The organism is Flavobacterium sp. (assembly GCF_020217025.1).
Classification (GTDB): Bacteria; Bacteroidota; Bacteroidia; order Flavobacteriales; family Flavobacteriaceae; genus Flavobacterium.
Genome location: NZ_JAIWOF010000039.1, coordinates 1 through 10,000, shown reverse-complemented (window position 1 = coordinate 10,000; position 10,000 = coordinate 1). Strand labels below are relative to the sequence as shown.

Here is a 10,000-nt window from a genome sequence, read left to right as displayed (position 1 = left end):
TCTCTTGCTTTAAAAAAGCTTTAAAAGCAGCATAATCCGAGTCGGTTATGGTTGGAATTCCTGAAACGGTTGGGTTTTTAAAATACCACTGCGTTGCAAAGTTGAAAACAGCATCCGATTTAACAACAGCCTCAGTTATTGTTGCTGTTTTGGTTTCTTCGATTTCGACGTCAGGCAAAACACCGCCACCATCATAAACGGTTCTTCCTGCTTTGGTTTTAAAAGCATTGAATTCGTCTTGAGATTTTTTGACAGCTTTTCCGTTTGCGTCTTTTTTCGAATAATCCAAAGCTTGAATACATCTTCCCGAAGGGGTGTAATATCTTGAAATCGTAACTTTTACTTGCGTTCCATAAGACAAATCTAACGGACGTTGTACCAATCCTTTTCCAAAACTTCTCGTTCCTAAAATCACACCTCTATCCAAATCTTGGATCGCACCCGCTACAATTTCAGAAGCCGAAGCACTTTTTCCATCTACAATAACCGCAATCGGAATTTCTAAATCGATAGCTTCGTTTTTTGTTCTATATTCTAAATTGTGTTTTGGATTTTTCGATTTTGTGGTTACAATCAATTCGTTTTTCGGTACAAAAAGATTGCAAATATTAACCGCTTCGTGCAATAAACCACCTGGATTTCCTCTTAAATCTAAAATGATTTTGGTAGCGCCTTGTTTTTTTAATTCTAATAAAGCCGCTTTGGTTTCAGAGCTTGATTTTTCTGTAAATTTCGTTAAAACAATATAACCCGTATTGTCTTTTAAAAGCGAGAAAAAGGGAACGGCTTTAATTTCAACATCGTCTAAAACAATCGTTGCATTTTGGGTTTTTCCTTGGCGAATATATTGAATTTCAACTTTGGTGTTTTTAGCACCACGAAACAATTGCGAAGCATCTTCTTTGTATTCTTTTAAGCTAATATCTCCAATTTGAATTACCTCATCACCTGCTTTCAATCCGGCTTTATCGGCTGGAAATCCTTTATAAATTTCTTTTAGAAAAACTTTTCCTTCTTTGCGTTGTACCATGGCACCAATGCCTGTGTACTCGCCTGTATTGTTGATTTTGAATTTTAAAACGTCTTGTTCGTTAAAGAATACCGTATACGGATCCAATTCTTTCAACATGCTTTTTATGGCGTTATCCATCATTTCACCTGGATTGGTTTCATCCACGTAATTTTGGTTAACGGTTTTAAAAAGTCCGGTGAAGATTTCAATTTGTTTGGCAATTTCAAAAAAGTCGTTCTTGAAACTAACGCCCACAAATAAAAAAACCGCTGCCAGAACAGGAATGATTATTTTTCCTTTGAAATATTTTTTCATGTTGAAGTCTTGAATTGTACTAGTTTACGAAAGTAAAGAATCTTGAGCAAAAATTAAACCAAAAGTGCAATTTACTTCTGCCTTTCGTTGAATTTTTGAAAAAGTTGAATGGTTTTCTCTTCAATTTCTTGATAAGAAAGTCGCTCTTTGCTCTGATAAAAAAACATAAAAGCATGTGGCTTTTCTAAATTATCAATCAAAAGATGCTTATTAAGACGATACGTTTCACGCAAAACACGCTTAAAATAATTACGGTCGACTGCTTTTTTGAAATATTTTTTAGAAACGGAAACACCCATTTTAATCAGTTCCGCATTAGGTTCCGTATTTTCAACATAAACCAAACGCAACGGATATTTTGAAACTGATTTACCTTCCGAAAACAACAAGTCAATCGTAGTTTTGCTTTTTAATTTTTCGTGTTTGGGATAAGTAAATTTCATGAAGCAAAGTTAGAAAACTTTAAATTAAGATGCGTATTTAAGTTTTAATTCTTCTTGCAGTAGCACAAATTTGTAAAAAGTGAAGTTGGAAATTCCGAATAAAATGATGGTTAACATTCTTAAAATTTCATCTGGAAAGTAATATTTATTGATTAAAAATACGCCAATTTGAATCACAAATAAAATCGCACTAATAATCAACCAATACAATCGTTTCTTGTCTTGGAAAAGGAAATTAAAAGTAGCCATTCCGCCAATGAAAGAAGTTAAAAATCCATTTACAACCCATGGATAAAAATCCATTTTCACTTCTTTTTCTATTAAAAGTAACGCGTATAAATAGATAAAAAAGAAAGGAATGGAAGCCAAAACAATCGCCAACCAATTTTTATTTTCGATACTTTTATAAACGATGATAAAAATTAAAATCCGATAAGCAAGTGAAATGATTGCTCCAATAAAATTAAAAAATGTGGTGTTTTCTCTAAAGAATAAATAGGCAAAAAAGAACAAAATTAAAGCACTAAAATAGAGTGTACTTTTGATTTTGGAAGCAAGATAATACATCAAAATAAGTATCGGAATTCGGATACTACCTAAAAGGAATTCAAGAACGGGAAATGATTTCAGATTTAAAAATGAAAAGGCAACAACCACTAAAATGTATAGTATTGTTAATTGGGATACCGTTTTATTTTTATCTAAGATTTCCATCGTTTAATTTTATACTAAATTACTAATAATCAATAGTATATTTTTTGTTTTGTCATTTTATTTTCAATCCGACAAAAATAAGCATAAAAAAAGCTTCCTCAATTTGAAGAAGCTTTTCTAAAATCAAAATTCATTCATTATTCAGATAAAACCGCATTGCTTATAACTAAACTTTCCTGAACATGAGCAGGAACTAGTTGATAAGAACTAAATTCCAACTTGAATTTTGCTTTTCCTTGCGTTAATGAACGAAGTGTAGAACCGTAATCTTTAAGTTCGGCTAGTGGCACTTCGGAAATAATTTTTTGATAATGACCATCCGTATCCATGCCTTGAATAATGGCTCTTCGGGTTTGTAAATCGCCCATGACGTCGCCGGTGTAAGCATCTTCACAAAGCACTTCAAGCTGATAATAAGGTTCTAAAAGTTGAGGTCTTGCTTCGTTAAAGGCTTCTTTAAATGCATGAGAAGCGGCCAATTGGAACGAAATATCATTACTATCTACCGCATGCATTTTACCATCGTAAATACAAACGCGAATGTTTTGACAATTAGAACCTGTTAACGGACCTTCGGTCATAGATTGCATGATTCCTTTTTTGATTGCAGTTGCATAACGATTGTCGATAGCTCCACCCACAATACACCAGTAGAATGCGAATTTTCCACCCCAAGGTAATTCCTCAATTTCTTTGTTGCGAACGTTTACGCCTTGTGGTTCTGGCATATCATCGTAATAAGGCTCGATGGTTAAATGTACTTCCCCAAATTGTCCAGCGCCACCACTTTGTTTTTTATGACGGTATTCGGCTTTAGCTGCTTTAGTTATGGTTTCGCGATATGGAACTTTTGGTTCTTCAAAGAGGATTTCGATGTTGTTTTCACTTTCGATACGATGTTTGATTAAATCCAAATGCAATTGCCCTTGACCATTAACGATGGTTTGTTTTAATTCCGAAGATTGCTCTACTTTGAAAGTCAAATCTTCTTCTTCGATTTGATGTAGCGCTTTAATCATTTTTTCCATATCGGCTAGATTGGCAGTTGTAACCGCTTTTCTGATACGACTTTCTGGAAATTGCATTTTTCTGACTTTTCTTTCTACACCTTTAGTATTCAACGTATTGTTGGAATGTCCGTATTTTAATCGAACGGTAACTCCTAAGTCACCAGCAACTAATTTGTCAACTGAAGTTCTTTGTTTTCCTTCTGCAACGAATAATTGCGTTAAGCGTTCAGTTTCTCCGTTATCGGCGTTTACCAATTCATCACCAGCATTCAATTCACCCGAAAGCACTTTGAAATAGGAAACCATTCCCACTTGCGGTTCTGAAAGTGTTTTGTAAATGAAAATAGTAGTTTTGTCTGAAGCATCGCATTTTAACTCACCACCATTTTCTAATTTTTTCGCTGGTCTGTCGGCTGGAGATGGTGCAATATCATCAATGAATCCCATGATTCTTCCACTTCCCATATCTTTTAATCCCGAAGCACAGAAAACAGGAAATATTTGTTGGTTAGCAAGCGCAATGGTTAATCCTTTTGCTAATTCAGTTTCGTCTAAATAGCCTTTTTCGAAGTATTTTTCCATTAAACCTTCTTCGTTTTCCGCTGCAGCTTCTATTAATGTATTATGAAGTGCATTTGCTTTTTCTAATTCCGATTCCGGAATAGGCATTTTTTCTGGCCTTTCACCATTTTCTGGAAAAACATACATCGTCATACGAAGTACATCGATAATACTATTGAATTTTTCACCTGAATTGTATGGATATTGAATCGGAATTACTTTATTTCCGAAGCGATTTATGGCTTGTTCTAAAGTAGTTTCGAAATCTGCTTTAGGTTGATCCATTTGGTTGATGACAAAAAAAGCAGATGTTTGATAGTTTTGAACGTATTCCCAAACAATTTCTGTTCCTACTTCTACTCCAGAAGCCGCATTTAAAAGTATGACTGCGGTATCAGAAACTTTAAGGGAAGAAACCACTTCGCCAATAAAATCGTCGAAACCCGGAGTGTCAATGATGTTGATTTTGTTGTTGTGCCATTTAACGTGCATTAAGTGGCTGTATAAGGTATTTTCTCTTTCGTGTTCTAAATCGGTAAAATCCGAAATGGTATTGTGATTTTCTACCGAACCACGACGTGGAATTGCGCCACTTTCAAATAACATGGTCTCGATAAAAGTGGTCTTTCCTGATCCTGAATGCCCAAGAAATACCACGTTTCTAATGTCTTTGGTTGCAATGCTCATGACTTTATGTGTTTAAATGAATAACTAATTTTAACTGCATTTTTAGCACATTAAAATTACGAAAGAACAAACACGTAAATCATGATATTTGTCATCTTACAAATTGAAAATAAGCACAAAAAAAGCGACTCGAAAGCCGCTTTTCAATTTTATTTTTTTGGAAAGATATTATCTTCTTTATTCACATCTGCCATGATGTTTTCTGGGTCAATGGTGATCGATTTGATTTTATCTTTTGGTTTTGCAATTTCAAAAGTGAAAGTAGGGTAAGCCCAATCCCAACCTTTTAATACATTTCCTTTAATTCCAGCATACGGATTTGGTTTTTCCCAACGCATTAACGTATTTGGAATGTAGAAGAATTCTTTAGTTCCATCGGTATATTCTACCATAACATCTAAAGGCATTGGCATTCTTCCTTTTCTTTCAAAAACTACTTTTGTATTAGCAGCATTAGCTTCCGAAACTTCTTTAATGCTGTAATCAATTGTATTTGTAGTTAATGTCCAATCTAACAAATACCAATCTAAATTAGCACCAGAAACTTTTTCTGCCACACGTTTGATATCGTTTGGAGTTGGGTGCGTGAATTTATAATCGTTGTAATAACGTTTGATGGTTTTGTTGAGGTTCTCTTGCCCAATTAAATAACCTAATTGTACCAAAAACACTTCTCCTTTACTGTAAGCTGAAATTCCGTACGCCATATTGATATCGTAACGGTCAGCGTGTGTAGAAAGCGGTTGTTCTTTACCTGATTTTGCTAAATAAATGTAATTGTTATATGCATCTTCATAAGGAACTTCAGGTTTTTTTGGAGGCAATACCTTGTTCATCGCCAAGTTAGAAATGTATGAAGTAAATCCTTCATCCATCCATTCGTGTTTGGTTTCGTTAGTTGCTAATACAAATTGGAACCAAGAATGCGCCATTTCGTGAGCGGTTACACCAACTAAACTTCCAAAAGCTCTATTTCCTGTGATTAACGTACACATGCCATATTCCATTCCGCCATCTCCACCTTGAATTACAGAGTATTGTTTGTAGGGATAAGGTCCAACATTTTCATTGAAGAAAGCCAATAATTCAGCCGTTTTAGGTTGCATTTTTTTCCAATTTTCTAAATTTTCTTTCTTGTTTTTGTACAAGAAATGCAATTCCACATTGTTTGGACCTAAAATCATGTCATGGATGAATTCGTTATCCGCTCCCCAAGCAAAATCATGTACGTTTGGCGCATAAAAATGCCAAGTTAAGGTTTTGGTTTTCTTTGGATGAACAACCTGCACTCCAGCGTCTTGATATCCGTGTCCAATTTCGTTTTTGTTTTGCAAATAACCTGTTCCACCAATAGTATAAGCTTTATCAATGGTAATTTTCACATCAAAATTTCCCCAAACTCCATGAAATTCTCTTGCGATATATGGGTTTGCATGCCAACCTTCAAAATCGTATTCGCATAATTTTGGATACCATTGGGTCATCGATAAAGCAACGCCTTCTTCAGAAATTCTTCCCGAACGACGAATTTGCAACGGCACTTGTCCATCAAAATCTAATGAAAGAGTTGTTTTTTGTTTAGGTAAAATAGGTTTTACTAAAGTAACTTCTAAAATAGTTCCTACAACTTTTGTGGTTACAGAAACTCCATCTTGTTTAAAATTAGCGATGTTTAAATATCCAATTTCATTTGGTTTTAAAGTACTAATTCTACTTTCTTTAACCTCTTTTCCTTCTTTTTTGAACGTTTTCACCATTCGTTTATCTGGATCGGAAATCGATTGAAGTCGCGCATCCATTTCGCTTCCAGGTTGAAAGGCGTTGTTGTACAAATGATAGAAAACTTTGTGTAAGGTGTCAGGTGAATTATTCGTGTAGACAATTTCCTGTTTTCCTTTGTATTGGAATTTTTTCACATCCATATTCACCTCCATTTTATAGTCAACATGTTGTTGCCAATACCCTGGATTTGGATTGTTTTGTGCCAATGCTAAGATTGGAAAGAGACTTAAAAAAAGAAATTTTTTCATAGTTGCTTTTTAAAAGAAAACCTACAAGGCTTTTGCGACCTTGTAGGAATTATTTGGATTAAATGAATTTACAAATTATTTTTTTGCCATTTTAGCCGCTAAAACTAAAGCATTGTAAGCGTTTACAATTCTTCCAGATTTAGAAGCGTCTGCAAAGTTTGCTTTATGTTTATCTTCACCAATTGTAACTGTGTTTTTTAATGGTGTTCCGCTTTCCATGATGATTTGCTTAACTTGAACTGCAGTTAAACTTGGATAGTAAGAACGAATTAATGTTGCAACACCAGCTACGTTAGGAGAAGCCATTGAAGTTCCTTGTAAATATTCATACGTATTTAATGGAGTAGTAGCATAAATTTTATCTCCGGGAGCATAAATATCTACATTGTTTTTTCCGTAGTTAGAAAAACTTGCCACCATTTTAGTTCCGTAAGTTGGAGAAAGGGCTCCAATAATCAATACGTTATTAGCGTATTCTGGACTTCCATCATAAGTGTCGTTTGGATATTTGTTCGTAACATCTAAATCATAAGATTCGTTTCCAGCAGCGATAACTACTAACACGTCTTTAGATTCAGCATATTTAATAGCATCCATAACCCATTCTTTGTGTTGTGAATAGTATTTTCCAAAAGATCCGTTGATTACTTTCGCACCATTATCTGCTGCATAGCGAATAGCCAACGCAATATCTTTATCATATTCGTCTCCATTTGGAACGGCTCTTAATGCCATGATTTGAGCGTTATTCGTAACACCATCACCGCCTTTATTGTTACCTCTAACCTGCGCTACAATTCCAGCTACGTGCGTTCCGTGTTTTGCTTCTTTTGGTTCTGGACCTACTACATTGTTGTTTCCGTATTTAGTATCTTTTAAATCATCTGGATTGTCACCAACGATTTTTCTTCCATCAAAATCAACGTTTAAGTTGTAGTTAACTTGTCCGTAGATATAATCTTTAAATTCTTCAATTTGTTTGTCAAAATCCGCTTTTGTGCTATTACTTAAAACTTGTGTAAAAATAGCCTTAGCTTGAGATAATGAAGTTTCTGTTGCAGGAATTGCTTTAACTTCTTCTAGTGTAAAATCGTTCTTTTTGAAATAGCCGACTAAAGCTTTTTCGGCATTTACAATAAAATCTAATTGTTGTTTTTGAGGCTGAATACCTTTTAATTCTTCTTCTAATTCTTCTTTTGCCTTGTCATATTCTGGAGTTCCAGGACCTTTTTTAACAATACGGGTCATTTCTAATTGTTCGTGAACAGCGTTTCCTAAGAAATTCCATCCGTGAATATCGTCGATATAACCGTTTTTGTCATCGTCAATTCCGTTACCTGCAATTTCTTTTGGATTGGTCCAAATCACCGTTTTTAAATCCTCGTGGTTGATATCAACACCCGAATCTACAATTCCAACAATCACTTTTTTGCCTTTTTTACCTTTTAAAAGTTCCGAGTAAGCTTTGTCAACACTCATTCCTGGAAGTGTATCTTTTACTAAGTCTAAATGACTCCAACGCTGCAAATCTTTTTCCGCAACAGGAGTAGTTTTTAAAGGTAAGTTATCAATATTTTCAACCGGAGTTGAAACCATTTGCTGAGTTCCGCAGCTTGCTAATGCTAATGCAAAAGCTAAACTTAAATATAGCGGCCTAAAAATTCTCTTCATGTTTTCTATTAATTAATTTTCAGTTATTGGACTGATGTGTTTTGTATTTGTTACAATAATGTTTCCTTTTAACATTATTTTAAAAGGTCTTCACATTTGAAAACTTCTTTTAAACGAACTCCTTTTTCAGTTCGTTCTACTGTGATAATTTCATTATGAGCGTCGTGTTCTAAGAACAAATAATAATTATTGTCAGCCGCAGCGTTCATGAATTTTGCTTTTTCGTCTAATGTTAATAAAGGTCTAGTGTCGTAACCCATAACATATGGAATCGGAATATGACCTGCAGTTGCTAATAAGTCAGCACAAAAAACAATCGTTTTTCCGTTATAATTGATATGAGGTAACATTTGTTTTTCGGTATGTCCATCGGCGTAAAATATATCAAAACCTAATTCACTTGAAAACCCAAAATCACTATCTGGGCGATTAATGAAATGCAATTGTCCACTTTCTTGCATGGGAAATAAATTCTCGTGTAAAAAAGAAGCTTTTTCACGCGCGTTTGGTTTCGTTGCCCATTCCCAATGGTTTTCATTTGTCCAAAATTTGGCATTTTTAAATGCGACTTCGTAACCGGTTTTATCTTTGTTCCAATTTACGCTTCCACCACAATGGTCGAAATGTAAATGTGTCATAAATACATCGGTAATATCATCGCGATGAAAACCAGCATTTTTTAATGATTTATCTAAAGAATGGTCGCCCCAAAGTGAATAATAACCAAAGAATTTTTCCGATTGTTTGTTTCCCATTCCGGTATCAATCAAAGTTAATCGGTTTCCATCTTCGATTAACAGACATCTAGCTGCAATATCAATAAGGTTATTTTCGTCGGCTGGATTGGTTTTATTCCAAATGGTTTTAGGCACTACACCAAACATAGCACCACCGTCTAATTTAAAATTTCCCGCTTCAATAGGATGTAATTTCATAGGTCAAACAATTTTCAGCCAAATTACAAAAAATACTATAAACAGAAACTATGAATCTATAAGTTATAAAAATGTTAGCAATTCTTGTAAAAAGCAATTTATGGCTTATCTTTGCGGTTAATTTAGACAAAATCAAAATAAGAATATGATTAAAGTATCTGATACAGCAAGTAAAAAAATCATCGCTATGATGCAAGAAGATGGTTTTGATGCAGCCAAAGATTACGTGCGAGTAGGCGTAAAAAGTGGTGGTTGCTCGGGTTTGTCTTATGATTTAAAATTTGACAAAGAAATAGGAGAAAACGATAAAATATTTGAAGATAATAATGTAAAAATTGCCGTAGAGAAAAAGAGTTTTCTTTACTTGGCAGGAACTATATTAGAGTTTTCAGGAGGTTTAAACGGAAAAGGATTTGTTTTTAATAATCCTAACGCACAAAGAACTTGTGGATGTGGGGAGAGTTTCTCTCTATAAATCAAAAAATATGAGTAAGTATACAGAAGACGACTTAAAAGTCGAATTAGAAAATAAAGAATACGAATACGGATTTTATACCGAATTAGACTCGGAAACGTTTCCAATTGGGTTAAATGAAGATATTGTTCGTGCCATTTCCAAGAA

At 34.4% G+C, this 10,000-nt stretch carries 8 protein-coding genes; 1 reads left to right on the top strand and 7 read right to left on the bottom strand.

The features are described 5' to 3' along the window. From LDL23_RS01740 to LDL23_RS01710, 7 genes are all read right to left on the bottom strand, one after another. Positions 1–1,327: S41 family peptidase (locus LDL23_RS01740; protein WP_291264169.1), on the bottom strand; the 1,327-nt coding region annotated here is incomplete at its 3' end. Positions 1,328–1,398: 71 nt separating this feature from the next. Further along, positions 1,399–1,770, bottom strand: a complete 372-nt coding sequence (gene rnpA / locus LDL23_RS01735; RefSeq protein ID WP_291264168.1) for a ribonuclease P protein component — start codon at positions 1,768–1,770, stop codon at positions 1,399–1,401. A 24-nt stretch (positions 1,771–1,794) separates the two neighbouring features. Further along, positions 1,795–2,484: a hypothetical protein gene (locus LDL23_RS01730; RefSeq protein ID WP_291264167.1), complete on the bottom strand. Its 690-nt coding sequence runs from the start codon at positions 2,482–2,484 to the stop codon at positions 1,795–1,797. Between the two features lie 137 nt (positions 2,485–2,621). Next, positions 2,622–4,742: a translation factor GTPase family protein gene (locus LDL23_RS01725; RefSeq protein ID WP_291264166.1), complete on the bottom strand. Its 2,121-nt coding sequence runs from the start codon at positions 4,740–4,742 to the stop codon at positions 2,622–2,624. 149 nt (positions 4,743–4,891) lie between these two features. Next, a complete protein-coding gene (locus tag LDL23_RS01720; protein ID WP_291264165.1) occupies positions 4,892–6,772 on the bottom strand; it encodes a M1 family metallopeptidase in 1,881 nt (626 codons plus the stop codon). Between the two features lie 75 nt (positions 6,773–6,847). Then, on the bottom strand, positions 6,848–8,443 hold the full coding sequence (locus LDL23_RS01715) for a S8 family peptidase (protein ID WP_291264164.1): 1,596 nt from the start codon (positions 8,441–8,443) through the stop codon (positions 6,848–6,850). 74 nt (positions 8,444–8,517) lie between these two features. Next, the gene (locus LDL23_RS01710) at positions 8,518–9,378 is read right to left on the bottom strand and encodes an MBL fold metallo-hydrolase (protein ID WP_291264163.1); all 861 of its coding nucleotides are present in this window, start codon (positions 9,376–9,378) and stop codon (positions 8,518–8,520) included. Between the two features lie 145 nt (positions 9,379–9,523). Here LDL23_RS01710 and LDL23_RS01705 point away from each other — a divergent pair, with 145 nt between their 5' ends. Then, entirely contained in the window at positions 9,524–9,853 is a 330-nt protein-coding gene (locus tag LDL23_RS01705) for an iron-sulfur cluster assembly accessory protein (protein ID WP_026725390.1), read from the top strand. The last annotated feature ends 147 nt before the right edge of the window (positions 9,854–10,000 follow it).

Excerpts from the sequence above, each read along its gene's own strand:
- LDL23_RS01705 (WP_026725390.1), top strand. The coding sequence starts at position 9,524 with ATGATTAAAGTATCTGATACAGCAAGTAAAAAAATCATCGCTATGATG.
- LDL23_RS01710 (WP_291264163.1), bottom strand. The coding sequence starts at position 9,378 with ATGAAATTACATCCTATTGAAGCGGGAAATTTTAAATTAGACGGTGGT.
- rnpA (WP_291264168.1), bottom strand. The coding sequence starts at position 1,770 with ATGAAATTTACTTATCCCAAACACGAAAAATTAAAAAGCAAAACTACG.
- LDL23_RS01715 (WP_291264164.1), bottom strand. The coding sequence starts at position 8,443 with ATGAAGAGAATTTTTAGGCCGCTATATTTAAGTTTAGCTTTTGCATTA.
- LDL23_RS01725 (WP_291264166.1), bottom strand. The coding sequence starts at position 4,742 with ATGAGCATTGCAACCAAAGACATTAGAAACGTGGTATTTCTTGGGCAT.
- LDL23_RS01730 (WP_291264167.1), bottom strand. The coding sequence starts at position 2,484 with ATGGAAATCTTAGATAAAAATAAAACGGTATCCCAATTAACAATACTA.
- LDL23_RS01720 (WP_291264165.1), bottom strand. The coding sequence starts at position 6,772 with ATGAAAAAATTTCTTTTTTTAAGTCTCTTTCCAATCTTAGCATTGGCA.